The following is a 24,482-nucleotide window of genomic DNA, read 5'->3' on the forward strand; positions in this document are numbered from 1 at the left end:
TAAAACTCGTAAAATTTGAAGAAGACGATAACAAAATAATGACAAAAGAAATTGTTTTAATAGATATGGTTAGCCATAGTGAAATGCATTTACCTTTTAACGAAGGCTACGTTAAAGCAATGTCACTGGCGTATCCTGACAAAGCCATTACATTTGCAGCTTGTGATGGCCATGTGAAAAATATAAGGGCGCAAGTTGGAGCACTTTCTAACGTTAAATACAGAGTCATCCCTCAATTTGATGAGTTACTTTCAAATCATTCTTACCACCACCCTATTTATGGAAGAAGAGCCGCTCGATATTACACAAAATGGCTGTCTGACAATTTCAACTTAGAAAATATTGATTTAATCACTGTTCTTGGTTCAAGAGCCCCAGTAATCAGTATTATGAAAAAGTTTTGGAAAGACATGCCAGGTGAATGCCATTTCTTGCAGCATAATCAATTAGGAATAAGCAGAAGCTGGCGTTCTCGAAACCCTATAGAGCGCTATTTCGATTATATCTCGGTCTTAAGGCGTGGGTTGCCAAAAAATCAAAAATTGTTGGTACTAGAACTGGGGCTGGATGACGTTATTTTAGACATAGCCCCTGCTATGAGGGGCTCAGTAGAAGTTGTTGAACACCCTGTACTTGAATCTGAATGGTTACCCCCAAGAAATTTAACTGCAGGAGAACCTATTAAAATTGCTTTCTTGGGTCATTGCGGAAAAGGGAAAGGATTTGATGTCTTTTGCAAAATTGCTAAACAGTTTAATAGCGATAACTTAAAATTTTATGCAATAGGAAAAGAAAATACTGCTCAAGCCTCAGAATTTGACACCACTGGATTAGCACTGCCCCCTCACAAAACCCACCTAGCAAGAGAAAAGTTCGTTGAACTGCTCGGAACTATGGATCTCGTGTGTCTCCCACTTCCAAATTCAGTATCATATGTTTCGAGTGGAAGTATCATTGACGCATTCGCCGCAGCAAAACCGTTGATAACTACTTCAAATCAATCACATATTGCTATTCAGAGAAAGTATGGCGAGTTTGGTATACTGAGACCTGAACAGTCAGGCTTGTTTAAATTTTTTCAGGATTTAGCAGCGAAGCCGGAACTGGCTCTTGCCTCTTATGAAGATTGGAAAAGAAACACTATCAAAATTCGCAAGGCTCGCGGAGAACAAGAAATCGCAAAGCGAATAAAGTCAATATGCGACATTTAAGTACTTTTTATCCAGTCTCTTAACGTCTCAACAGGCTTATGAATGCTCATTACAGTCAGTTGACCAAATAGCAGCATGAAAGGTATCGAAACTATTGCAAACATTTCAGTGCGCTTAGTAAGCTCAACCCCTAACTGTGCGGCACCGTAGAATACTAGAACACCAACAGTCCAATGTATTAGGTAAATAGGATAACTAAGGTCCCCCATTTTTTTATCAAAATTTAATAATCTTTTGTTTTCTACTTTGACATGAGTTAAGACAGCGAGGAGAAGACAGTTGATTAAAAAGTTCAAGTAAAAGCCTATGGATAAACCTGACCCGTTTTTGTACTGCCAATACCAGTTTAATAGTACAACGCCATATAAAAGAATAGCTACATCAAGTCGCGCAAAACTTCCGATGGTTCGCCCTATCTCACCTTTGTAATGATACATTAACGCTCCTGTAGCGAAGGGAAGAGAAGCAGCAGCTGGATGAAAATAGCCATAATCCCACCATGGCAAATTTGTTGCGAATATAGCGGCTGTGTATATCGTTCCTGCACCGAACCATAGCCAAGTTCTAGTCTTCGTCTTTGAGAGCCCAAGCCCGATTAAAGCGTAATAAATAATTTCTACAGTTAATGCCCAAGAGGGTGGTACAAGCGCGGGCGACCTATGATCGAAGTTCATGAGTGTAATATTTGAGAGCGTATTACTTATTCCCTCAGGCCAACGCAAATTAAAGATAACCGCACTAGTAGCCTCTTCTCCTATCGCAATCAAAGTTACCACGCTCAGTAAGCAAGCAGCAATATACAACGGATAGATACGAAGTACTCGAGCAATAGCGTACTTTTTCACCCCCTGCCTATCATAACCATAGTTTTGCTGCATAATAAAAGTCATCAAATAGCCGCTTAAACAAAAAAAAAGTAAAAACTGCATATTCTCCAAAACCTGGCCAACCGGCCAGATGCAAAAAAACTACCATGAACGCTAATATTAATCGGTATGTGCCAAACACTAACTTAGCCTCTACATTTTGAAAGTTCAGTTGATATAAGTTGCAGTGTTTGCGTCCGTATCTCTTTCAAAAGTGCAGAATAGCCTGCGCTATTTAAATGCAACCCGTCACTACTGAATTGAGATAGAAGCTTACCCTCGTCGCTTAGCTTGTGATTTACAGTTATAAACTTAGTATTGTTTGCTTCTGCGATACTTTGCAACTGCTCATTTAAATTTTTGACATACGTAATATCATGTGAGTTTTCTGTGTACATTACCTCTAAAATGATTGGCCTTTTTTTTCGTTTTTGAGCAAGGCGGACTAGTTTCTCGATAGCATGTGCAGCGTCGCCTGTCCTATCTTTTTTTGTCCGGTTAATACCAGCCATGACTACTACTATACAATGGCCGTCACTTGAGACCTGATCTTTGTATAATGAATAAACTTGACGAGCTTGATAACCATCAACAGCTAAATTGCGACTTTGCCAAGGCTTCAAAGGCCAGATATCTGACCAACCGTCAACCCTAGCAAAGTGAGAGTCTCCAAGAATTAACACTACCGGGCTGGTAGTGTTAAGAGATAAATAATTCATAACGGCTCGTCTTGCTTTATCAATAGAAAGGAGCGCTACGGCGGTAATGATTGCCCCAAACAAAAATATACCTAAATGCTTAATGACTTTCTTAAGCACGATTTTTGCTCAACTTTTTGTTAGACATAATTGGTAAACTTTTAAGTTTTCTCCACCAAAACTCCCATGTAGGGTCGAACTTCGCAAATATTTTTATGAGTATTGATAGCGCCACCGAGTAAACCACTGCTCCAATTATTATATTTCCTACAAGCGCTAAAAGTGACAATTCAGTAAAATGATAGCCATATTCTAAACAACTCCACATAACACAGGCGGCTGATACTGGCAACAATAAGACGCTCGACATCTTCTTGATAGATAAGCCTATAGTAATTCTTGCGAAGATCAGAATGCATAGAAAAGCAACAAACGCAACGACACCTCTAACCCAAGCGAACTCAGATAATTCGCTAAATGTTAACAACCAGAAAGCACCAACTAGTAGGGTAATACCCATTGCATCACTGAATAGGCTGTACTGTGTCTTATCGAGATAGTCAAATAAGTTATTAGTGATTGCCGTTAGGGGATAAGGTAGCATCATGACGCTCAAAGCCGCCATGACAGGCGCAGTGTCTGCCCACATTGGTCCTAATACTACATCGCAAAATTGTGGAGCTACAAACCAAATTCCAACGACGCAAGGCATTACAAAACCATAAACTAAACCAAAGTATTTATAGGTTTTATCGAATAGTTCCTGCTTATTGTTCTTATAGCCTGCTAAGGCAGGAAACATTGCTGTAGACGCTGGGGTAATTACTTCGGCAAGAGGGAGCACTGCGAATTCAAGGCCAATACTATATTTGCCCACAGCACCATTGTCGAATAACCGCCCAACAAGGAATGTATCGAGTTTATTTCGAGTGTATCCCAGCACAGCGCGAGCCATTATTTTACTAGAAAACCTTAACTGACCTTTCGCAATATTGAAGTTAACCTTAGGCCGATAAGATGATATTAGATAAGATCCGATGCAATATACCATCGCATTACACACACCACCCGCCACGAGAGCCCAATAATTTTGTAACCAAAAGGCAAACACAAGCATCACTGCTGTTGAGATCAGCTTTGCGCTAAGTAACAAAGCAGAAATACGCTTAAAATCTAGCTCTTTTTCAAATTGAACTAACCCAATATTATTGAGCGCAGAAAAAATGCCTGAACAAGCTACAACTACAATGATTAACTGAATTTCGGGAGCATTCATAAAGTCCGCAAGAAAGCCAGACAAAGCTATAATCAAACCAATCAAAGCAATCTTCAATAATAGAGCTATTGTCCAGCTTGAGTCCATAGCTTGTTTGTTAAGTTGTGTTTGAGAAATTAAATACCTGTTTATTCCAATATCCGTTAGCGTTTCAAAAAAACCTATACAAATGGTCGCAAGCGCGACTAACCCGAATGCAGAGGGATCTAACAACCTCACTAGAATAAGCGTACTACCTATTCCAATAAAACGAACCCCCCACTTACCGAGCAAGTTCCAAAGGTAAGCCACTGTTAACTTTTTTTGTATACTCATTTAACGACACTAATAGTTTTTATGTGCTTTGAGGTGTGCGTGTCCAGCAAAGTATTCAGTTTGCTATCAGTCCTAATGTGCTCAGGTTTGTGGTAAGGATACAGATTAACTACATCGCGAGGCAATGAAGCAAAGTCATCATTTTCAAGAGTAAGATACGCTTTGATGCAGTTTTGTTGGAGGTGCCTCAAGCTATAGCGTTGTAATCTACGCCAGTACATCTTTATATTATTAAATGAATTAGGCACCAGCCGGTGGTAACCGAATAGAGCACCATCTACGCCAACCATCAATCCATTTTTAACTCCATTGCTCAATTTAAAATCACATTGAGCAACCCAAGCTAAAAGGCTGTCATCACCAATTAAACCAACAGGTAGCTTAAAACCTGTTTGTTTTATCTTCTTGTGAAACAATGGTGTAATAGCATAAAAGTTACCGCTTAGTGCTTTACCATTAAGAGTATTTCTGGTGATAGTTTCACTGTAACGACCTATAGGCTTTGGTATAGCGGCTAGAAGGTATGCATCAATATTTAATCTCGCGCCCTCCAAAAATGAGACTAAACTTTTTTCGCTTATTGTGCAGTCGCCATCGACCATTACTATCAAGCTTTCACTGTTTTGCACTAACTCATATATAGCAACATTCCAAGCGTTGGATTTATCGCCTAGCCTAATATGCTTGGCGTCGAAGTTATCTCGGGGGGAACAGAAACGATCAATAATAGAATCTGAGCTATCTGAACTTCCGTTATTAACGATATGGACTTTAAAAGCTATGGGCTCTGGAATGTTAGCTAAAGCCACTTCTATGCTCTCTAAGCATGAAACAATAAAGTCTTCTTCATTATGTGCAACCACACACACTTCAATGTGACGTATCATTGTATGTTTATTTCCTTATCAGCACATGCTTCTAACAAACTTTCCCAGCGCCCTATTGTTATCTCAGGAGTAAAATGGGATGCACGTTCAAATGAACGCTCTGAGTAATATTGCCGATTTGATTTACTTGCAATCATTAACGCTAATTCTTTAGACAAGGCGCTTACATCTGCTAATTCAACGACTTTTCCATATTCTCCTTTGACTATTTCGGCTGGCCCCATTGGACAATCGAAAGCAATAACCGGCACTCCATGCGTCATAGCTTCTACGATGGTTAAGCCGAAGCCTTCATAGCGAGAACTGCAAACAAAAATTCCAGCATCTAAGTAACACTCTTTCATGTTTGAAGTTGGACCTTCAATATGAATACTTTCATCCTCTTTCGCAGCTGACAAGAGTTCTGTTTTAGCACTGCCATTAGGACCTACTATTCGAAGAACCCAGTCTTGTCGCATTTCACTCGATAAGCATTTCCATGCTTTCACTAAAAGATCGAAACCCTTTTGCTCAGTGTAACGTCCTGCAGACAATACGACGTGAACATTTTTATATGGATTAAGTGTTGGCAATGGTAATGCACAGGGGTTGGGATGTACGACAACAGAAGCCTTGCACTTATATTTCTTTTCCCACTCGCGTTTATCCTGCTGAGTTAATACAACTATAGTTTGAGCAAACCTGGCAGCCAGTCTCCTAGCAAACCAACGACTACCAAACCGAGTTTCAATACGTGAATTAAAGTGCTCCCATACAATCCTCTGATAACTTTTGCCAATTGTTGCCGGAAGGCTTAATAGTGCCATCTGAGAATCTGAAGCTATAACTGCATTCGGTTGAATTTCGCCTAAAATTTTTCTTAATGCATAAATTTTCTTTGGCAGCGTTTTGAACATACTGGCAGTGTCATCGCCGAGAAATTTAACCTGGACGTTGTCTGATAAGATGAAAGCAGGCTTCTTACCTGTTTGCTGTACCGAAATCAAAGTAACGGTGTATTGTTCTGCTAATTGATTACAAAGCTGTAGGGTAACTCTCTCGGTCCCCCCCATAGCAGTATAGTCATGTATTAATATGGCCAGTCTCATTACCAAACCTTGCTTGTTGCATCGTTTTCAGCCGCGCTTCCGCGAGCCTTTTTTCTTCACTTTTAACGACAGCGGAAAGTGCTGCAGTCATTCCTACGAGCGCAAAAAACAAATCGTTGTAGGCTGAACTAAGAGCTGCACCAGCAGTTAAAAAGGCAATAAGCGAGAGCCTCAGCATTTCTGCTAAATTAACATGCCAGAATACTTTACTTGTCTTTGCAATACCGCCAAGAGTTTTCAACGTGGTTAATACAATGAAACCATACCAGATAGCACCAAGAAAACCGTGGTCTGCCAACACTTGAAAGTAGATACTGTGGGCGACAAAAACTGTATCACCAACATTCAGGGTCGCACTAGGTATCCAAGACAACGTTTCCCAATCTGCAATTAGGCTGTTAATCGTTCCTCTATTCGTGAATGTAGAATCGAATCCACCTCCAAAAAAAGGATGCCTAATAGCCATCAACATAGCAAGCTTCCAAGACTTTAATCTGCCTTGGAAAGATCCATCCTCACCTGCATCACCGATGGTTTCCATCCTGTTGAACCACTCATCAGATAAAATAGCAAGAGCAATCAAACCACCCAAAGACATTACAAACCCATCACGAAACTTGTTTTTCGATTTTAACCAGTAAGCAATGCTAAAGACGGCAAGCCCCAAAAAGGCACCACGAGAATCAGTTCCCAGCACAAACATAACGTTGAAAAAGGCTACGCCATATAGTCCGTTTCTAAAATAGAAATTGTCGTTGTATTGGCGGGCGAGAAAGATTGCTACCGGAATACACATCAGAGAAGCTAATGCTGAAAGGTTATTATCGTTGAATGCGGGTGTTAAACCAAATATGTTATGACCACCTAGTGATATAACGAATTTTGCTCCTTCTATCATCGCTAGTGCTCCGAAGGATAAAGTAATACCCCAGGCAATTGCCTCAAAGTGCACCTGCTTTCTAACGACTACAGCAATAAAAAAGAACAGTAGTAATGTTCGCCAAAATAAATCAAATCTAAACCAAACATAAGGACCGTAACCATTGTTAAACATTGTGCTGACTACACAATGTGCAAAAAAGATCACACAAAGAACGAAGATAGCACCACCAGGAGGTTTTTTATTTCCTTTGTTTATCGCGAAGCTTGCCATTGTCACTACGGCGAAAAGAAAGTTCCAACGCACAGATGTCGCCAGGCCGCCGTGGGCCCATAAAAAGGGAGGCACAAGGGCCGACCAAATCCAGAATGATATTGATAAAAATGGTTTTCTCAACGCTGCGTAAAGTAAAAGCGGTAGAATTAACACTAAAAGATAATCACGCATTACTTATCGTCGTCCTGATTGTCTATTTTTATAGCCTTTAGTGATAGCCAAACCAGAAGCACAATTTCGAGTAAGAAAACCGTATTGTCTATCACTACAAATGCCTCAAAAACTCATTGATTACGTATTGTGATAACTTTTCGTATACCCGCGAACTAAAGCGATGACTTCCTATAAAGTGTAGGGTGGATACTTTGCCTATGAAATTATCAGGGTCTTTGTTCCCTTTCCCAGTTGATGGAAAGCCGTAATTTGCGTACTTAGGCCACGGCAGAATAAAGGGATCATCTGATAATGAAATCATTAAATTACTCGCAACTTGCTCTGAGCCCCACTCGTTCCATTTTTTAGGCCCCAGCTTCCCCTCAAGCTCTTGAGATAGCGCTTCTAGCCGTTCAAAGCTAGGCCCCATTACAGGAAAACCAGTAAGAGCGGAACATCCACGGCAGTATTGCTGAAACTTTTCAGATTGTAGGCTTGTGAGAGTTCTTTCCGTTTCTACTTGCACATGATTACCCTGCCACCTCTCAGAGATCGCTGCCATGTACTCAGGGGACACAGGGAAACTGAAAATAGGGTTTCCAATCGTGAACGCTCTATTCTCGTTAACCGCTTTGAAAATTTCGGGAATAGCTGACATGGTCAACGTATCAGTATCTACTTGGATTACATAGCGCTCTCTAGAGAGTTCTAGTATTCTGATTAACCTCTCCCATGTCCCGCCTCGAGGGCAGTGACCGATATCGATGTCGTTAATGTTAGTAATTGTTAAGTCGGAAAAGTGTGCTTTAAACAGATTTTTATCTTCATCAGTCAGTGAGCCATCATCGACAATTTCTATTGCGCAACTTCCCAACTGGTAAGCGAAGCTTTTAAGCGCCAACAGAGCCATATCTACCGCACCGTGATAAACTTGCGACAATAAGACAACATTAGCATCTTTAATCGATGGATATATTCCTGTAGAACGTGCGTTAAGCGCAACCCTCTGGAACCGGACTTTGTTTATTTTAGTTAGTAGGTTATCAAGAGGCATCAAATTGGCCTCTCTTCATAACCCTATCCGCTGCTAAATTTTCGATAACCTTGGCATTTCCTATCCACTGTAAAGATCTTCGCTCAATCGTCTGTGTAGCAGATTTGGAAAGGTTCTCGACAAGTTCAGGCGATGAAATCATTATAATTAACTTATCAACCATATCTTCGAGGTTTCCACTTTGAAAAAGTAACGCATTGTGCTCATCTGTTAACAACTCTTTTATATTCGGACTATCATCTGCCAATATCGCTTTCCCCATCGCTAAATATTCAAGCAGTTTTAGAGGCGACGCCCATGGCGTAACCGCTGGCTGCAAAGCAATGTCAATTTGACTCAACCAATATGGCATTTTATCTCTAGCGACTAAACCTGTAGATACAAATTGCTCCGCAAAACCCAATTCATCAGCAAGTTTATATAGGCTAGGCAAAACGGGGCCATCTCCCACAAGCAAGAAAACAATATCTTGTCTATCAAGGGAAGCTAACGATCTCATGACCTTGTCAAGATGATGCCACTCCCTGCAAAATCCTACAAAGCCTACAACACACTTATCCTTTAATTTAGGTAGTCGTTGGCAATACTGAGACGGGTCAAAACGAGCCTCATCGACCCCATTAGGGATTACTTCAATGCGATCTCTAGGCACCCCTGCAATATATATGAATTCCGCAAGCACTTGCGTGACTGGCAATACGACATCGGCATTACGCCAAGCATAATACTCAGACCACCTAGCGAGCCGCCTCAGAGCAAGCCCACCATAGTCAATCCGTTCTTCATACAAAGGTGAGTTGACCTCTAACAATAAAGGCACTTTACAAAGCTTGGCTGCCCAAATTCCGCCGGTAAAGAACAAGTTATAGCGTTCATAAATTACATCAGGCTTGAATTTCCAGATAGACCAAAGCATTTTAAAAAACGCCCAGAAGCTATAGGAGTACTCTATGAACTCGTATAGCATTTTGGGTAAATGAGCTTTGAGTTTACTGACTAAACCGCCATCACTACCGAAACTAGACTGTTCAGTCATTTTTGGTGCTACGATGTGAACGTCGTGCCCCAGCTTTCGAAGTGCATCTACGATTTCCTCAATATGAACATATTGCCCGTCTTTGCTGGCAACTCTGTGATGATAGAGTATCTTCATTGACTTTTAGTTCTTATTAGACAGCTACCTTGCTCAGCACACCAAGCATTAGGAAGAAAGGGATATTCTGGAAAACCAATTTTTTCCCTACTTTCATATATTAGGTTCGAGGTGTCTAGATCTGGCGTGTCAACCTCACCCACTATTATATTTTGCGATATTGCGGTTTCTACGTATTGGTTGTCTGTAGCTAACATACTGTCATAGCCAATCCGGTCGAATATAAAAACGTTCTCTCTAAGTATTATACTATTTTCGGTATGTTTTCTTCCTTCTTGCGCATAACCAATCGCTTGTCCGTTCGATGACATAGCTCCTTGCTGAAGCAGTGATTTACTCAAAACAAGCTTACCGCCGTTTGGGACGTCAAGTAGTCGGCTATCTACACCTGATAGTGAGGCAATAATACTGCCGTGAATTTCGGTAACAGCTCCTCGACTTTTGATTTCATGTCCTTCACTCTTTGAAGCAACAAACATACTATCGTAGATATAAAGCTCGGCTGTATTAGTATAGATACCATGAGCTCGACCTAGGCGCCCCAACTGCTCAAAACGACTATCATAAATAAGAATTTTGCTGGTTTTGCTAGTGGCTTCTAGTACGCCATTTTCGCTACTGTGAAAATACACATGCTCCAACGTTAGGTTTGCCCCCTCTTGGCGGATACACGCTCCGTTACGGTCGCCTACAGTAATACCTCTGCATTCAATATTTTTAACAGTTAAATCATCAGCATAATTAACGATATATCCTTTTCCTCTTATTGCTGCTTTTTCAAAAACCACATGCCCCCTACCAATGATGGTAAGACGATTATGATGTACTTCAAAAGGTTCAGAATATACGCCTTGTGCAATTTCTAGCGTATCACCATCTTTGAGGCTTTTGAGAGCATTTTGAAGAGATTCGAAAGGTTTCCCATTCACAAAATGAAGATTAGAAGCACTGTATTCATCGCTTGGCTGCCATATCGAAAAAACTGCTTCTATTTCTTGTTGAAGGCTTGAAAACTTAAGCATTTCGTTACGCTCACTGGCCTTCGCCGAAGCATAGTACTTGCTCAAAATTTTACTTGAGACTTTATCGACTAGGTCTGGACGCAATACTAGAAATACAATCAGCACAATATGACCTAATAAGCCCGTAATAAAAAAGTATCTTTTAAACATGATGAGCGTATTTTCTTTGATGCTCATGATGGGTCTTCCTTGTCTTCAACAATTGAGAGGAATATTTTATAGAGGGCATCACAGCTTTCACCCCATGAAAATTGCTCAGCGTACTTACGTGTTCGAACACGTGAAGGCTTCTCTTCTAGTAATTGACGAACTCCAACTGCTATAGCATCACTTGAACGCTCAACTAAAATACCTGCACTTCTTGTCCTAACTACTTCAGGCGTTCCCCACACCTTCGTTGCAACAACAGGTGTTCCTGATGCCATTGACTCCAGCAGCACATTTGCCCAACCTTCACGACTCGATGCAAGAACTGAAAGATCCGCACAACGAAACCATTTATTTAAATCCGGTTGGCTTAGCGCACCTAAAAACTTAACTCGCTCACTCACTCCGCACTCTTTGGCAAGTAGTTGCAGTTTCTTAAGATCGGGACCATCTCCCGCAATTGCAAGGGTTACATCAACTAGCTTTTTTAGTGACTCAATGATTAAGTGATGACCTTTTCGCTCTATCAGCCAACCTACTGAGATCATTAGATACTGAGTATTTAAACTCAAGGAGCTTTTCAAAGTTTGCTGAGCATCATCATCACTGGCACTGAAAAGTGATAGGTCTACTCCATTTCTTACAACAGTTACCCTTCTATCATCGACTCCAAGCGCTATCATTTCATCCTTAAGTGCTTGGCAAACACTCATCATGTGGGATGAGTTCTCGAAAACCGGCTGCAGCATTTTTCGAGCTTTTGGGTACGTGGGTACTAAATTGATATCAGTCCCCCTAGCTGTGCAGGTAAATGGAACGTTAAGTCTGCTTGCTACTCTTTCAATAGCAACGCCATCAGGGTAAAAATAGTGTCCATCAATCAAATCGACGTTTTTACGTTTTAGAAGCTTGTGTAATGTCTTTTTAATAGCTTTTGACAAGAAAAATGGAGTTATATACATCCCAACTTTAGGCAGGACTATATATTTCGGATGGAATATTGTAATGCCGTCTATGGTTTCGCTGTATGGTACACCGGCATATTTAGCGTATTCTCCAAACTTTTTCCACGAGAAAGGAAACCACGGAACGGGGGCAATTACGGTGGCTGATATTTCGGGGTAAACACGCAGAAGATGCTTTAATCGCGTGTGAACAAAAACACCATGCTTTGGATCGTTTTTGTTTGGATAAAGTGTGCTAATGGTAACAATTTCCATCAACTTTACCCTTTTACTATTTTAGGAGATGTGGAAAAGAGCCCCTGATTTAATTCCACAAGGCGTTGAGCACCAGCAAAGTCACCGGGGGTTCCAATATCGAAGAATAATCCTTTTGTTTTGAACACATTTATATTTAACTCTTTATTAGCTAATACATTTTTTTCAAAGCTAAAACGCTCAGGTTGGCCTAAAAAAGCATAATGAGAAGTGTTCAACCAATATATTCCTGCATTAATAAACCCTTTGCCACTCTTCCCTTTTTCAGAGAAACCAATGAGCTTTCCTTGTTCAATATTGGCCGCGCCAAAACGAGACAGGTCATCTACTTCTGTGCATACAAGCCCAAGGTCGCTTTGGTTTTCACGCATGTCCCGAACAAATTTAGGTAAAGAAAATTCAATAAATGAATCTGCATTTGCAACTATCACATGTTCGTCATAACAAAGCGCCAGCGCTTCCCTAATTGCCCCACCGGTTCCGAGAGGTTCACGCTCAACAGAAAATTTAATATCCCAACCTGCAAAATGGTGTCTAACTTCTTCTTCCACCATTTCAGAAAGGTGTGAAACCGCTAATATGAATCGTCTTACACCCTGATTTCGAAAATTCCAGAGTACGTAGTGTAAAAAAGGTACCTCATTTACCTCCGCTAAACACTTAGGGTAATTGTCCCCAGTTACACTATGCAACCGAGTCCCTAGACCACCGGCAAGAAGAATGGCTTCCACACTTACTCCTAAGGTTTGTATTTAGCAAACAGTGTTTCTTCGACAATAGCGCATATAATGTGGCCAATGCTAATGTGTGACTCTTGGATATAAGGCGTACATTTTGACGGTACGTTGAGCGTTACGTCACATATTTCGGGTAATTTTCCTGCATCACCACATAAAGCTATGGTATGTATGCCCATGTCCTTTGCTTGCTCTACTGCCTTTACAACATTTGACGAGTTTCCAGATGTACTTATTCCAATAAATATGTCACCTTCTCTGCCATTCGCCTGTACTTGACGAGAAAACAGATTTTCGAACCCATAATCATTACCAATAGCTGTTAACATTGAAGTGTCCGTGGTCAAAGCAATTGAAGGCAAACCTGGACGGTCGAAGTTAAACCTGCTTACAAACTCTGCTGCAAGATGTTGAGAATCAGCAGCGCTGCCACCATTTCCTGCAAACATTACCTTGTTTCCTCGTTGCAGCGCTTCTATGCACAATTTACTGGCTTCAACAATTCGCTCTATCAATGCACTATCATTAAGTATTTTCTGTTTTACCTTAATACTCTTTTCAAAGTGGCTTTTTATGTATTGTGTACCGTCCACGCTTTTACCCCAAAATTTGTAAATTGAAAATTATGTACTTGCCCCGAAGTCTGCTTTAGCTTTTTGATGAGCGGTTGCTTGTCAACTGGGTCAACAAAAAGCATCATGAAGCCACCTCCGCCGGCCCCTGATAGTTTTAGAGACTTTGCGCCATTTTCGATAGCCATAGAAGCTACCTCTTCAATATAGGAGTTTGAGATCGAAGATGACGTTGATTTTTTCGCCAACCATGACGCCTCTAATACTCTCGACATACCTTTTATATCATTTCTCAATAGGCACTCTTTCATTTCAAAAGCACTTTGCTTAACCATATGAAGTGCCTCTAATGACTTATCACTATCTGTCTTTGTTGATGCTTTTATCTGGTCATCTATGATCTTACCAGAGTCCCGAGACAATCCCGTGAAATAAAGTATGATCTGACTTTCGAGCTCGTTTTGTATGTCATTTCGGATACGCAGCGGATTCACTAAAACCCTGTCTTGATAAAACTCCATAAAATTGAAGCCACCAAATGTGGCTGCGTATTGATCTTGTTTTCCCCCTGACAATTTGCAATCTTCTCGCTCAATCTCGTAAGCAAGATGTGCTAAATCATATTCACCAAGAGGTAATTTAAGCAGCTCCCTAAAGGCCGCAAGAATAGCCACAACCATAGTTGAAGAGGAGCCTAACCCGCTCCCTGGTGGGGCGTCGGAAAAGGTTATAATGTCAAGGCCTATAGGCTCACCATTGTTAAAGTCTTGTATGACCCGTTTGTAAATAGCTTTGTGAAGAATTAATTCATCTTCAACTAAAAGTTCATCATGTATGTTCTGTGTATAGGTCTGCTCTATATCTTGAGCTTCAAAACAGATTTTATCGTCATCCCTGGTCTGAATTGTCGCGTAAGCAAACATGTCGAGTGTGACATTTAGTATAAAACCGCCATATTTATCACTATATGGGGATACATCCGTACCACCTCCCGCTAACCCTATGCGAAGTGGTGCCTTAGCTCGTACTATCATTGCTGTTTTTCCTTGGGTAAAGTTTATCGAGAGGCTTGAGTGCACCTTCCCAACTATATCGCTCAAGTATCCAGTTCCGATTTTTTTCACCGATTGCTGAAGAGCGCGCACTGTCAGAGATCAGGTCTAAAATAGTCTTAGCCATAATATTTTCATCATCAATAACTAAACTCTCTTGCTCCGCTGGTAACGCTATTCCTTCCTGTGCCATAGAGGTCATAACCACTGGCTTGGCCATTGACATTGCTTCAAGCACTTTATTTTGGACTCCTCGGGCGATACGCAAAGTCGCCACTGCGACTAGGGCTTTGTCGATATAAGGACGCACATCAACGACTCTCCCTGTAACAATAACACCTTGGATTGAGGCCAGCTTTTTAACTCGCTCAGTGGGTTTCCCACCAACTATGTAGAAAATCAGTGCTGGGTGCTTCTCTATTATTAGCGGCCACACGTTTTCACAAAACCATACCACCGCATCTTCGTTCGCCCAATAATCCATTGCACCAGTAAAGCAAATTGAGGGGCTCTCCTCAAAAGGGCTATCGGTGTGATCAAATTTAGCAGAAGGGTCAAAATAATCGGTGTCAACGCCATTACTGAGTGTAACTATCTTGTCACTATAAGCTTCAGGAGAGAGTGATTTAAACAAGTCTCGCTCTTCATCTGTTATAAGCGTTATTGCGTCAAACTCTGAAAGAACCTTTTGCTCTAACTTTTTTAGTAGTTTGTATTCTCTTGCATAAATAAATTGTGAATAGAAAGGCTTGCTTTCACAGTACTGACGCCATTTATCAGAGTCTACATCAGCCATATCTAAAACACGTTTTTTGTTTTTGTATTCTGGAAAGTCAATAAACTGAGCCATCCCTGAAGAATATACAAATAGATACTCTATACCATGTTCATTGATAATCTCGTGAACCCAACTTTGTAATTCATCGTTTCGGTAATGTGCGGTAGAAACAGATTCGCCTAACACCAGGGACTTTAAACCACTTGTTAGGTATCGTTTGTGCGTAATGTCGATGAATTTCACTTCTTTACAGTAGGCTTTTACATCGTCTATGTATTTTTTATCAAAATCATCATCAATAAAACTACCCAAATAAAGATCAAAGCGCTTGCTTAGGTAATTCATAAGATTAAAGGTGGTAATCTTATCTCCTTTATTTGGAGGAAAGGGCATCCTGTGGCACAAAAATAACAAGGGAGGCTTCATTAATGTCTCTCTTTTTCTTCTTTTACTAAAAACTGGCACAACATCATTATTGTCCATAACGCAGCGGCATGGTCATATTTCCCGCTAATGTGCTGTTGAGCTTTCTCCAACAATTTATTTTTATCGAAAATTTCGTGTCTAGAAACACATTCGGAAGATAACAAATCTATCATTTTTTGTTTCAGTGGTCCGCGTAACCAACTTGCCATCGGTACGCTAAAACCCATTTTCTCTCGATATAAAGTGTCGTTTGATAGGAAAGGCTCAAGTGCCTTTTTGAAACTGAACTTTCCTTCACCATTATTCAAATTTAGTTTTGAGGGCAGCCTGAAGCCCCACTCTACTAGTTTATGGTCGAATATAGGAACTCTTACCTCTAGTCCATGTGCCATACTTGCTCGATCTACTTTTGTATGAATATCACCTGTTACCCAAGTTTTATAATCGAGATACTGAGCTTCCTTAAGCTTATCTTCAAATTGCTTGCCTTTAAGTACGTTCGCAAATACCTGATTCGAACTGTATTCACCGATGTGACGCGTAAAGCCTTTATGATAAAGAGCTCTTCGCTCATCGAAACGCAGCTTGCTTACACTATTTAGGTAGGCTTCCGAAGAACTCAAAGATAAAGATTGTAATGTCGTCTTTGCTCGTAAAAATTGAGGAGCCCAATCGAGCTTTGGATAAATACTTCCTAAAAAGCCGAATACACACCGCCTAATCGAGTCAGGAATAATATCTCGCACTCTTTGTTCATTTATATGGAGGCGATACCTTCGATAGCCAGCGAAAAGTTCGTCACCGCCATCTCCTGAAAGCGCAACCGTCACATGTTTTCTCGCTAGCTCACAAACCTTGTAGGTAGGGAGAGCCGATGAATCAGAATATGGCTCATCATATAACTCAACCATTTTGTCAATCAACGTAAAATCTTCGTGATTTACTACCTCTAAGTGGTGTGAAGTTTTATATTGCTTAGCAACTAATGATGCAAATTCGGACTCATTATAGTCAGGAACATCGAAACCTATTGAGCATGTAGTAACAGGCTCCTCCCGCAGGCTAGCCATCATTGCTACGACCGCACTTGAATCAACTCCCCCGGATAAGAACGCTCCCAGGGGAACTTCTGACTCTAAGCGAATATCCACGGCTTCACGTAAACGCTCAGTTAGGACTTCTTTGTCAAGTTCGTTGTATTGCGGTTGATCCCACGGTAGATCCCAATATTGCACGGGCTGAGGTAAAGTATCTGTTCCCCCCCGCTGGAATAACAAGTAGTGGCCTGCTTCTAATTTTTGCACTGAAGAATAAATACACTTTGGGTCAGGTATATAACCAAAAGTAAGATAATCTTCTATTGCCGAATAATTTAGCGTTCGATCAAACTCAGGGTGCGCTTTTAAAACTTTCAATTCTGAGCCAAAAATCACACTACCGTCAGCAAGTTGAGAATAATGAAGCGGTTTGATTCCTAACCTATCTCTTGCTACAAATAGCTGCTGTTTAACTTCGTCCCATATGAGAAAAACGAACATTCCTCGCAGTTTATTTAGGCACTCAACCCCCCATTCCCTCCAAGAGTGCAATATAGTCTCTGTATCACTATGTGTTTGGTAACGGTAGCCTTTTGACTTAAGTTCTTTAGCAATGTCATGATGATTGAATATTTCGCCATTAAAAACTATAACTACATTTTTATCTTCGCTATAGATAGGTTGACCACCGCCAGAGATATCTATTATTGATAAACGACGATGCCCTAATCCAACCCCATTTCCAAAGTAAAAACCTCCAGCATCGGGCCCTCTGTGTATTTGAGCGTTGTTCATATCTTCTAACACTTGCTTAGATACAAGTTGCTCTTTGTCAAAACTAAATATTCCGCTAACTCCACACATACCGGCTTCTCATTGGTTGTATAACGATAAATAATCAGAGACCATTTTATCTTCATCAAAATCTTTACAAATTCTTTCACGTGATGCATTCGCGAAACTGTGTAGTAAATCCGGCGAATCGAAAAGCAATATCAGTGCATCGGCCAACGCATCTGCGTCCTGCGAAGGGACAACTATACCTTCCTTTCGCGTAACGACCTCAGGCATTCCCCCAACGTCAGTAACGATTGCGGGGACACCACTTGCCATAGCCTCTAACAATGTCATTGGTATACCTTCACCGATAGATGACATAACGAATACCGAAAAGCTTCCGTACACGCCCGGCATGTCCTCGCGCAACCCTATCAAGCTTATTTTTTTAGACATGTTTTTTGAGACAATATGGTCTCGTAAGGGCAATTCGCTTTCTCCCTCGCCCACAATTCTAAGACTCGCTTTTTTAGCAAACTCAGTGTTTCGACAACTCGCTAAGCAGAACGCATCTATTAAGAGGGTCTGGTTCTTGATGGGGTTCAAGCGGCCCACATGGCCTACAATAAACTCATCACTCGACTTGTGCTGAGGTGTGAAGAGATTTGTATCAATACCATTTCTAATTAGTTGTGTCTTACTAGTAGAAAGACCGACTGTATTTTTCAACCACATGTGTAGCTCTGTTGAAACTGAAACCCAAGTGTGGATAAACGGCGATACTAACCGTCTTAGTAACTGATATTTCTTATTATCGCCGAAGGGATCATATACGTCTCTTCCATGCTCTGCATGGAGCCGAACTCTTACGCCTGCTAAGGCTGAAATTACTTGAAGCTCTAACGTCGCAAGGTTATAACTATGAACCACATCAGGCTGGTAAGCTCTCAAAAGTTTCCACCATTTAAAAAAAAGTCCGAAGTCTTGACCTTCTTTTTTGCCCAACGCTATAACGTTCGTATTACTTGGAAGGAGTGAAACAAAAGAGTCAGAATACGACGTTAGACAGATCACTGTGTGTGCATAATTCTTCGGCATACGGGAGACAGTGTTAACTAATACCCTCTCAAGACCACCGACATGTAGTCCGTATACCACATGAAAAATAGTCTTAGTCATGGTGCAGCCTTTGTTTCAACTGGAGGTAGAGGTAAACTTCCCAGCCTATTTAATACAATATCAACTGAAAGATTTTCGGGTATTTCTGCAACAACATAATAACCATCTGCTCTTTTGCCAGACATACGATTAAGAAACTGCTGCCATTTTGCACTTAAAGCTGAAGCTACAGAGCGGTTTTCTAGCTGGTACCAAATCAATAGGCTCTTACTATGCCCCTGTACATTTTGAATTTTAATTACTTCGTAAGAATTGTTATTCCTACGAATTAGTTCTTTAGCTTTAAGTAGGCTGAACTCGTCATCATTGAATGGTCGATGTAAAGAACTAACTAATTCCTGCGCGTCACTGTCATTTCGATAGGTTAACCTCAACGGAACATTTTTTAAGAAGCCACTCCACGTAGGTTGGATAGAATCATCATGGACCTCCATCCAACTAAATGTCCCTCGCTCTACTGATTGATAGTTAGAATGTAGTAGGTAATTTACATCAATATCCATAGGAGGGTTCTCATTACTTACTTCAAAGTTGGACAGTAATGGAAAGAGTAGAACTAATATAGATGTAAAAACTACCGAGATACGACCTTGAAGGCTTCCACTTTTCCCATTATCTGTGTAATTAGTTTGGGGGTCGTTACCGAAACCTCCTAAAAAAAACAGAATGATGAGAACAAATAGAAAGAAAAACCATCCATAAACTAAGTGATCAGCTCCGACAGCATGTTGCATATCAGTAGTATACCCTATGACCATAATTCCAAAAGCTCTGATGCCATTCGCAATTATAGGGACGAATGCGCAAAACATAGAGAACAGCAGTCGCTTCCATAAACGTTGATAATTTAGATAAGCTAAAAGCACGCCTAGAGCAAAAGTCCCTATTAGAAATCGAATTCCAGCGCACGCTTCTGCTACGTGGAAGGTACCGTTTGGCAAATAGAGATACAATCCCTCACGATACACCGGAATACCTACCGCTATAAGAAGTTGGCAGCTAATATCAGCTGTAATCACTTGCAAATGTGGGACAAGTTCTTCCCCGAATGGGACAGCGAAGTATAGGTAAAAAATAGGAAACGCAATAATTTTGAAAACACTATTTCCTACTAGCGTCCAGATGATCAAAATAAGAGAAGTAACAGCACAAAAGTGTGAAACAAGCTGAACAGACAATTGCTGCGCTAAAACAAACAAAACTTGAGTGATTAGCAGCGGTACAATTACCAACCAAGTAGGGTGATAATCTAAGCTATGGAGAAGCGCTCTTTTTTCGTATAAAAGATAGAGAGTTATAGGTAAAATAAAAAAACAATGTTTGTAAGTTTCGGACTGAGACCACACTGTCACCATGTGTTGAAGCGTTTGGAAATAAATGTACCCCCAAACTAAAAACACAAGTGCCCCGAAAGCCAAATAAGAATTCACCGAAATTTGTCTCATTGGCTTATATTCCTGCAAAACATCAGCAAACCGCGCTCTAACCTAAAAAGCGGCTTAGGTAAGGCCCTAAGCGCTCAGAAATAAACAAAGGAAGCTTTTTCCAGATTTTGATGAAATACTTATACTTAGGGTTATCTGGACTTAAGTTTGGCAAACTATCGGCTTTAACTAAATGACAATAGTAATAGAGTGACTTTGGCTCTATCCCCCAAGTTTTCTTGTAATTTCCCGACCCCGAATTGTTTTTACTTCGCCCAAAATCAAATATTTCACAGTCATGATTAGCCTTAGCCCGGCACATTAAGGTGTAATACATGAAGTCATTACCTCTGCAATGCCTAGCTTCTGGGGTACCGCCTCCGTAATATGGCAATACTGAGTTTTTATAGTAAAAGGATAAGACTGCTGATACAGGCTGGTTTCCATTTTTTATACTCAAAAGCTCTACTTTATCGCCGAATACTTCTTTAAGTTTTGAAAAATAACGCTTTGGAAAAACTGGTGTACCGAGATTTCTAACACTTTCAGAATAAATTCGATGTACATCGCTAATGTCAGTCGTTTCTTCCGCGGTTAAGCCATTTTTTAATGATTGTCGTATGTTTGCACGCTGCTTTTTCTTTATTGATTGTAATATCGCTTGGTCGTCACCCGAAATTGGCATCAGATAAGTAGAGTGGTTACAGTTAAGAGTTATATTCGGGTTATTATCACGAGGCTTGGTATACCTGAACTCGACGTAATCAACATTGAGTTTATGTCCTAGCTCAGCAGCTGCATTCTCCAATTGCAACAACCCGATGTCATCATCAGCTATAGCTCCACCATAAACACAAAATGGCGTCGATATTAAAACATGACCAAACAGTCTGCTTTTCTGTTCAAATAGAGGTAACACGCCACAGATAGTGTCATTTTTTTCTAAAAATAAATAATGAGGTGTGTGTTTATAAATCTTAGAAATTACTTCTCGCCAGCCACTAAGATGAAAAAAACTACCTTCGTCGTGACTATCAACGTACGCATCCCACAGTTCAAACTCGCTTTTTTCTGTCGCTAGCTTACAAACTCTCTCTGACATCGCGTCTGTTCCTTCAGTTTATAAACATCTGCCATTGTTCCCCATTGAAAATCGTTCAATAAAAAGCGGAGCTTCCTTTCCATATGACTAAGGTTCACGTAGTGACGAAAACGAGACTTCATAGGTATTTTCTTTATGCGAGGTTGCTCGAAGTCAATCTCCCACGGGTGGAAATAAAAGTTATATGGCTCAGATTCAGACCTCAAAAATTGTTCAATCCTACGCTTTGATAACCAATAAGGAAAAAGCCTAAAATATCCGCCTCCTCCGATACCTTTATTTGTATCTTTGTTTCTTAAGGTTGGTATTGGTATTTCTACAATACCCTCTGGGCGGGTATGCATGAAGCGGGGCCAATCCGGGACGCCATAGAGGTCATGTTCTATCGGGTAGGTACTTGAAGAATATGAAAAACCTAATTCAGATAGGACTTCATAAACCCACTGGGTGTTCTCATTGATTGAAAAGCTTGGAGCCCGGTAACCTAAAACTTCAACACCGGTTGTGTCTTCAAGAATTTTTTTACTTTTGCCAATGTCTTCAACAAAACCCTCTTTATCTAAAAAGCCAAGCCGAGTATGATCATATCCATGGCTCGCTACTTCATGGCCTTCAGAAACAAGTCTTTGAATAACGCTGGGGCACTTTTCAGCAACCCACCCTAAGCAAAAAAACGTTGCTTTTATATCGTACTCAGCAAAAAGATCTATCAATCTGTTTGTATTATCCCCCACTCTCAGTGGAAGTTTCGACCAATCATTTGGCGAAATTGATTTTTCGAATGCCGAAACTTGAAAATAGTCTTCAACATCTACTGTCATTGCATTTTTCAAAAGTTATTCCCGCCAGTAAAGAACTATCTTCCACGCCCAAATAGAACAACTTCAGTTGTCCTGATTAAGATTAATAAGTCGAGTAAAAGACTTTGGTGCTTAACATAATACAAATCAAATTTAAGCTTTTCCATAGAGTCTGTAACAGAAGCCCCGTATGGATAGTTAAGTTGCGCCCAACCTGCCAACCCAGGCTTTACGTTATGGCGTTGATTATAATAAGGTATTTCACGCACTAGTTGCTCAACAAACTCAGGTCGCTCGGGTCTTGGGCCAATGAAGGCCATTTCACCTTTAAAAACATTGAATAATTGAGGTAACTCATCTATCCGGTATTTTCTAATAAAGTGTCCGATGCGTGTTACTCTGTCATCGTCTTTTGAAGCCCATTTTGCTCCGTCTTTTTCAGCATCAGGGCGCATACTTCTAAACTTCATAATTCGGAACAACTTGCCATTAAGTCCGACTCGCTCTTGTTTGTACAAGACCGATGTGCCTGTTCTGAAACCGTCATCAATATAGATAAAAACGGCAGTAAGTAGCATAAATGGCCAAGTGATTAGCAATACGATAAGAGCAAGAAAGGCATTGATTCCATAATCGAGGGAATCTCTTAAGTAATTTTGCGTTGAAAAGCCATTTGAATAAATGACCCAGGATGGATACATAAGATTAACTACAATTTGGCCAGTTTCTCGTTCCATAAAGTCCAGTAACTCCGTTACTTCAATGCCTCGCAACTTACATTCAAACAACTCTTCTAAAGGCAATGTACCTCGTCTTTGGTCACAAGCAATGACCACTTCTTCTATATCATTATCATAAATAAATTGGCGTAGATTCCGCTCTAGACGAACATGGATAATTTTTTCCGATTTGATACCATCTTCACGATTATCACCCGGCACCGGAACAAACCCTACTAAATCAAAGCCTATTCTATCAACATCCCTTCTCATTCGTTTCTCGATAATCGATGCCCTTTCGCCCGCACCAATTATCAACGTTCGAGTTTTACCCAGCCCGAGTAATCCCAAACGTGTTGTGAAGTAACGAAAAACTACCAAAGTTATTATCGAAACAGCTGCTGACGCTGGAAGAAAGTAAGGATGAATTTTTAACGAAGTTCCAATGGTTGAACTCACTATCTCAATACAGAAGTAAGAAATACCGACACTAACGAAAATTCGTCTAATTATTCCTCTAAAGGTCTCTCTTAATTTACTTTCATAAAGCCCTACGGAAAGAGAAGATATAACAATGAAGAAGGTGAATAAAAATGTAGTTGTTAAGACCTTGAGAGTATCAACTGAACCATTGAAGTAATAATTATCAAGCATCACATACATTAAATAGGTGATGTAACTTACTAGTGTAAAATCACAAATTACAAGCAAATTAGAACGCTTATTTTGCTTTTTATTGTTTGCTGCCATTAAGTTCAGTCCCTGGCGTTACTTATACATACGCGGCTTAATAATCGATATATTAAATCAATATACGAAAACAATGAATAGGTCTCGGATCTACTTTTGTATCTTTTTCAAAGAATATTCCCAAACTTAGAGCCTTTAAGGCTTGCCTAATTTTTTAATTCAGTTAACAATGATTCTACTAAATATGAGTAAACTTTCGCTTCCAAAAAGGATTTAACAAGGATCGCTCGAAATGAAGGTACAGATGTTAAGTTTTAAATTCACTTGCGTAATTTCCATATTACTTTGTTTGTGGAGCTGCTCATCAAATAACGCTCTTCCTGAGGCAACGTTACACCCATCCTACACAACTGATATAAACGATTACAAGTATCTTATAGGTCCTGGCGACTCTGTAAACATCTTTGTTTGGCGTAATCCTGAATTATCAGGCTCGTTCAGTGTCAGGCCTGACGGTATGATTACTACTCGATTGATTGAAGATATTGAAGTCACAGGCAGAACGCCAACTCAGCTTGCCAGAGAATTAGAAGAGCAACTTAGTGTGTACATCAATAATCCTCGTGTATCGGTGACAATCGGAGGTTATGTCGGGCCTTTTAGTGAGCAAGTACGAGTGATAGGCGAAGCTACCAACCCAAGAGCAGTAAATTATAAAGAAAATATGACACTTTTAGACTTGATGATATCTGTAGGTGGAATAACAGAGTTCGCAGACGGAAACAACACCCAACTAATACGGATAGAAAACGGGGAACAAAAAGTGTACCGAGTGTTTATAGATGATTTAATCCGCGATGGAGATATTAGTAAAAACGTTGATATGCTCCCTGGAGATATACTAATAGTACCTGAAGCTTGGTTCTAGAACAAAGGGAAGTAG

Annotated in this window: 22 protein-coding genes; 2 read left to right on the top strand and 20 right to left on the bottom strand. The window is 40.4% G+C overall.

What is annotated here, in order from left to right; genetic code table 11:
* Window positions 1-38 precede the first annotated feature (38 nt).
* Window positions 39-1,211, top strand: coding sequence for a glycosyltransferase family protein (locus ACX5J7_RS17600; protein WP_498707710.1), 1,173 nt, complete (start codon window positions 39-41; stop codon window positions 1,209-1,211).
* On the opposite strand, the gene ACX5J7_RS17605 is transcribed toward ACX5J7_RS17600, so the two are convergent.
* The 20 genes from ACX5J7_RS17605 to ACX5J7_RS17700 all read right to left on the bottom strand — a co-directional run bounded on the left by ACX5J7_RS17605 (window position 1,208) and on the right by ACX5J7_RS17700 (window position 23,599).
* Window positions 1,208-2,140: an acyltransferase family protein gene (locus tag ACX5J7_RS17605; protein WP_498707711.1), complete on the bottom strand. Its 933-nt coding sequence runs from the start codon at window positions 2,138-2,140 to the stop codon at window positions 1,208-1,210. The two genes, ACX5J7_RS17600 and ACX5J7_RS17605, sit on opposite strands and share 4 nt — an antisense overlap.
* A gap of 83 nt (window positions 2,141-2,223) precedes the next feature.
* Window positions 2,224-2,895, bottom strand: a complete 672-nt coding sequence (locus ACX5J7_RS17610) for an SGNH/GDSL hydrolase family protein (RefSeq protein WP_498707712.1) — start codon at window positions 2,893-2,895, stop codon at window positions 2,224-2,226.
* Entirely contained in the window at window positions 2,888-4,366 is a 1,479-nt protein-coding gene (locus tag ACX5J7_RS17615) for an oligosaccharide flippase family protein (protein WP_498707714.1), read from the bottom strand. The genes ACX5J7_RS17610 and ACX5J7_RS17615 overlap by 8 nt, the downstream gene beginning before the upstream one ends.
* Window positions 4,363-5,229, bottom strand: a complete 867-nt coding sequence (locus ACX5J7_RS17620) for a glycosyltransferase (protein WP_498707715.1) — start codon at window positions 5,227-5,229, stop codon at window positions 4,363-4,365. Before ACX5J7_RS17620 ends, ACX5J7_RS17615 begins: the two co-directional genes overlap by 4 nt.
* A gap of 20 nt (window positions 5,230-5,249) precedes the next feature.
* A complete protein-coding gene (locus ACX5J7_RS17625; protein ID WP_498707717.1) occupies window positions 5,250-6,341 on the bottom strand; it encodes a glycosyltransferase family 4 protein in 1,092 nt (363 codons plus the stop codon).
* Window positions 6,316-7,668, bottom strand: a complete 1,353-nt coding sequence (locus tag ACX5J7_RS17630) for a putative O-glycosylation ligase, exosortase A system-associated (protein WP_498707719.1) — start codon at window positions 7,666-7,668, stop codon at window positions 6,316-6,318. The genes ACX5J7_RS17625 and ACX5J7_RS17630 overlap by 26 nt, the downstream gene beginning before the upstream one ends.
* A gap of 94 nt (window positions 7,669-7,762) precedes the next feature.
* Window positions 7,763-8,704, bottom strand: coding sequence for a glycosyltransferase family A protein (locus ACX5J7_RS17635; protein ID WP_498707721.1), 942 nt, complete (start codon window positions 8,702-8,704; stop codon window positions 7,763-7,765).
* On the bottom strand, window positions 8,694-9,857 hold the full coding sequence (locus ACX5J7_RS17640) for a glycosyltransferase family 4 protein (RefSeq protein ID WP_498707722.1): 1,164 nt from the start codon (window positions 9,855-9,857) through the stop codon (window positions 8,694-8,696). The genes ACX5J7_RS17635 and ACX5J7_RS17640 overlap by 11 nt, the downstream gene beginning before the upstream one ends.
* On the bottom strand, window positions 9,854-11,056 hold the full coding sequence (locus tag ACX5J7_RS17645) for a right-handed parallel beta-helix repeat-containing protein (RefSeq protein WP_498707724.1): 1,203 nt from the start codon (window positions 11,054-11,056) through the stop codon (window positions 9,854-9,856). Before ACX5J7_RS17645 ends, ACX5J7_RS17640 begins: the two co-directional genes overlap by 4 nt.
* Window positions 11,053-12,246: a glycosyltransferase family 4 protein gene (locus ACX5J7_RS17650; RefSeq protein WP_498707725.1), complete on the bottom strand. Its 1,194-nt coding sequence runs from the start codon at window positions 12,244-12,246 to the stop codon at window positions 11,053-11,055. The genes ACX5J7_RS17645 and ACX5J7_RS17650 overlap by 4 nt, the downstream gene beginning before the upstream one ends.
* A gap of 5 nt (window positions 12,247-12,251) precedes the next feature.
* Window positions 12,252-12,977, bottom strand: coding sequence for a sugar phosphate nucleotidyltransferase (locus tag ACX5J7_RS17655; RefSeq protein ID WP_498707726.1), 726 nt, complete (start codon window positions 12,975-12,977; stop codon window positions 12,252-12,254).
* Between the two features lie 8 nt (window positions 12,978-12,985).
* Window positions 12,986-13,576: a D-sedoheptulose-7-phosphate isomerase gene (locus tag ACX5J7_RS17660; RefSeq protein WP_498707727.1), complete on the bottom strand. Its 591-nt coding sequence runs from the start codon at window positions 13,574-13,576 to the stop codon at window positions 12,986-12,988.
* Window positions 13,555-14,589, bottom strand: a complete 1,035-nt coding sequence (locus tag ACX5J7_RS17665) for a GHMP family kinase ATP-binding protein (protein WP_498707729.1) — start codon at window positions 14,587-14,589, stop codon at window positions 13,555-13,557. The genes ACX5J7_RS17660 and ACX5J7_RS17665 overlap by 22 nt, the downstream gene beginning before the upstream one ends.
* Window positions 14,573-15,868, bottom strand: coding sequence for a TIGR03087 family PEP-CTERM/XrtA system glycosyltransferase (locus ACX5J7_RS17670; RefSeq protein ID WP_498707730.1), 1,296 nt, complete (start codon window positions 15,866-15,868; stop codon window positions 14,573-14,575). Before ACX5J7_RS17670 ends, ACX5J7_RS17665 begins: the two co-directional genes overlap by 17 nt.
* Window positions 15,811-17,712, bottom strand: coding sequence for an XrtA/PEP-CTERM system amidotransferase (locus ACX5J7_RS17675; RefSeq protein ID WP_498707731.1), 1,902 nt, complete (start codon window positions 17,710-17,712; stop codon window positions 15,811-15,813). The genes ACX5J7_RS17670 and ACX5J7_RS17675 overlap by 58 nt, the downstream gene beginning before the upstream one ends.
* A 9-nt stretch (window positions 17,713-17,721) precedes the next feature.
* On the bottom strand, window positions 17,722-18,804 hold the full coding sequence (locus ACX5J7_RS17680) for a glycosyltransferase (RefSeq protein WP_498707732.1): 1,083 nt from the start codon (window positions 18,802-18,804) through the stop codon (window positions 17,722-17,724).
* Complete coding sequence (gene xrtA / locus ACX5J7_RS17685; protein ID WP_498707733.1) at window positions 18,801-20,249, bottom strand: exosortase A; 1,449 nt, start codon at window positions 20,247-20,249, stop codon at window positions 18,801-18,803. Before xrtA ends, ACX5J7_RS17680 begins: the two co-directional genes overlap by 4 nt.
* A gap of 37 nt (window positions 20,250-20,286) precedes the next feature.
* A complete protein-coding gene (locus tag ACX5J7_RS17690) occupies window positions 20,287-21,330 on the bottom strand; it encodes a FemAB family XrtA/PEP-CTERM system-associated protein (protein ID WP_024016674.1) in 1,044 nt (347 codons plus the stop codon).
* Complete coding sequence (locus ACX5J7_RS17695) at window positions 21,306-22,151, bottom strand: XrtA system polysaccharide deacetylase (RefSeq protein WP_498707768.1); 846 nt, start codon at window positions 22,149-22,151, stop codon at window positions 21,306-21,308. The genes ACX5J7_RS17690 and ACX5J7_RS17695 overlap by 25 nt, the downstream gene beginning before the upstream one ends.
* 35 nt (window positions 22,152-22,186) lie before the next feature.
* On the bottom strand, window positions 22,187-23,599 hold the full coding sequence (locus ACX5J7_RS17700) for a TIGR03013 family XrtA/PEP-CTERM system glycosyltransferase (protein WP_024016676.1): 1,413 nt from the start codon (window positions 23,597-23,599) through the stop codon (window positions 22,187-22,189).
* Between the two features lie 232 nt (window positions 23,600-23,831).
* Between ACX5J7_RS17700 and ACX5J7_RS17705 the strand changes: the two genes are divergently transcribed.
* Window positions 23,832-24,467 carry an XrtA/PEP-CTERM system exopolysaccharide export protein gene (locus ACX5J7_RS17705; RefSeq protein WP_024016677.1) on the top strand — a complete coding sequence of 212 codons (636 nt, stop codon included), beginning with the start codon at window positions 23,832-23,834 and terminating at the stop codon, window positions 24,465-24,467.
* Window positions 24,468-24,482 lie beyond the last annotated feature (15 nt).

Source organism: Alteromonas infernus, assembly GCF_902705815.1.

Coding starts and splice junctions, on each gene's coding strand:
- ACX5J7_RS17645 (WP_498707724.1), bottom strand. CDS start 11,056: ATGAGCATCAAAGAAAATACGCTCATCATGTTTAAAAGATACTTTTTT.
- ACX5J7_RS17690 (WP_024016674.1), bottom strand. CDS start 21,330: ATGTCAGAGAGAGTTTGTAAGCTAGCGACAGAAAAAAGCGAGTTTGAA.
- ACX5J7_RS17675 (WP_498707731.1), bottom strand. CDS start 17,712: ATGTGTGGAGTTAGCGGAATATTTAGTTTTGACAAAGAGCAACTTGTA.
- ACX5J7_RS17600 (WP_498707710.1), top strand. CDS start 39: ATGACAAAAGAAATTGTTTTAATAGATATGGTTAGCCATAGTGAAATG.
- ACX5J7_RS17605 (WP_498707711.1), bottom strand. CDS start 2,140: ATGCAGTTTTTACTTTTTTTTTGTTTAAGCGGCTATTTGATGACTTTT.
- ACX5J7_RS17615 (WP_498707714.1), bottom strand. CDS start 4,366: ATGAGTATACAAAAAAAGTTAACAGTGGCTTACCTTTGGAACTTGCTC.
- ACX5J7_RS17705 (WP_024016677.1), top strand. CDS start 23,832: ATGAAGGTACAGATGTTAAGTTTTAAATTCACTTGCGTAATTTCCATA.
- xrtA (WP_498707733.1), bottom strand. CDS start 20,249: ATGAGACAAATTTCGGTGAATTCTTATTTGGCTTTCGGGGCACTTGTG.
- ACX5J7_RS17700 (WP_024016676.1), bottom strand. CDS start 23,599: ATGGCAGCAAACAATAAAAAGCAAAATAAGCGTTCTAATTTGCTTGTA.
- ACX5J7_RS17665 (WP_498707729.1), bottom strand. CDS start 14,589: ATGATAGTACGAGCTAAGGCACCACTTCGCATAGGGTTAGCGGGAGGT.
- ACX5J7_RS17625 (WP_498707717.1), bottom strand. CDS start 6,341: ATGAGACTGGCCATATTAATACATGACTATACTGCTATGGGGGGGACC.
- ACX5J7_RS17670 (WP_498707730.1), bottom strand. CDS start 15,868: ATGGACAATAATGATGTTGTGCCAGTTTTTAGTAAAAGAAGAAAAAGA.
- ACX5J7_RS17695 (WP_498707768.1), bottom strand. CDS start 22,151: ATGACAGTAGATGTTGAAGACTATTTTCAAGTTTCGGCATTCGAAAAA.
- ACX5J7_RS17630 (WP_498707719.1), bottom strand. CDS start 7,668: ATGCGTGATTATCTTTTAGTGTTAATTCTACCGCTTTTACTTTACGCA.
- ACX5J7_RS17635 (WP_498707721.1), bottom strand. CDS start 8,704: ATGCCTCTTGATAACCTACTAACTAAAATAAACAAAGTCCGGTTCCAG.
- ACX5J7_RS17640 (WP_498707722.1), bottom strand. CDS start 9,857: ATGAAGATACTCTATCATCACAGAGTTGCCAGCAAAGACGGGCAATAT.
- ACX5J7_RS17680 (WP_498707732.1), bottom strand. CDS start 18,804: ATGACTAAGACTATTTTTCATGTGGTATACGGACTACATGTCGGTGGT.
- ACX5J7_RS17650 (WP_498707725.1), bottom strand. CDS start 12,246: ATGGAAATTGTTACCATTAGCACACTTTATCCAAACAAAAACGATCCA.